1 protein-coding gene is annotated in these 1,055 nt (G+C 50.5%); it reads left to right on the top strand.

Annotation, left to right across the window (positions count from 1 at the left end; translation table 11 throughout):
• A partial coding sequence (gene tuf / locus ACMV8I_RS21310) for an elongation factor Tu (protein WP_498867142.1) occupies window positions 1-1,055 on the top strand: 1,055 nt, incomplete at both ends.

Below are 1,055 nucleotides of genomic sequence, written 5' to 3'. Positions count from 1 at the left end.
TTTGAACGTACAAAACCGCACGTTAACGTTGGTACTATCGGCCACGTTGACCACGGTAAAACTACCCTGACTGCTGCAATCACCACCGTTTTGGCTAAAACCTACGGCGGTTCTGCTCGTGCATTCGATCAAATCGATAACGCACCAGAAGAAAAAGCTCGTGGTATCACCATCAACACTTCCCACGTTGAATATGACACCCCAGCTCGTCACTACGCGCACGTAGACTGCCCAGGCCACGCCGACTATGTGAAAAACATGATCACCGGTGCTGCTCAGATGGACGGTGCAATCCTGGTTGTTGCTGCGACTGATGGCCCTATGCCACAGACGCGTGAGCACATCCTGTTGGGTCGCCAGGTTGGCGTTCCATACATGATCGTATTCATGAACAAATGCGACATGGTAGATGACGAAGAGCTGCTGGAGCTGGTAGAGATGGAAGTTCGTGAACTTCTTTCTGCATACGATTTCCCAGGCGACGACATCCCAGTTATTCGTGGTTCAGCGCTGAAAGCACTGGAAGGCGAAGCAGAGTGGGAAGCTAAAATTCTCGAACTGGCTGGTTACCTGGATAGCTATATCCCAGAACCAGAACGTGCTATCGACAAGCCGTTCCTGCTGCCAATCGAAGACGTATTCTCCATTTCTGGTCGCGGTACCGTTGTGACTGGTCGTGTAGAGCGCGGCATCGTGAAAGTGGGCGAGGAAGTTGAAATTGTAGGTATCAAGGACACCGTTAAGTCCACGTGTACTGGCGTTGAAATGTTCCGTAAACTGCTTGACGAAGGTCGTGCAGGCGAGAACGTAGGTGTTCTGCTGCGTGGTATTAAACGTGAAGACATCGAACGTGGTCAGGTACTGGCTAAACCAGGTTCAATCAAACCACACACCACCTTTGACTCAGAAGTTTATATTCTGAGCAAAGATGAAGGCGGCCGTCATACTCCGTTCTTCAAAGGCTATCGTCCACAGTTCTACTTCCGTACAACTGACGTGACCGGTACCATCGAACTGCCAGAAGGCGTAGAGATGGTAATGCCAGGTGACAACAT

The organism is Ewingella sp. S1.OA.A_B6, assembly GCF_049889095.1.
Lineage (GTDB): Bacteria > Pseudomonadota > Gammaproteobacteria > Enterobacterales > Enterobacteriaceae > Ewingella.
This window is presented reverse-complemented; position numbering and strand designations above follow the sequence as displayed.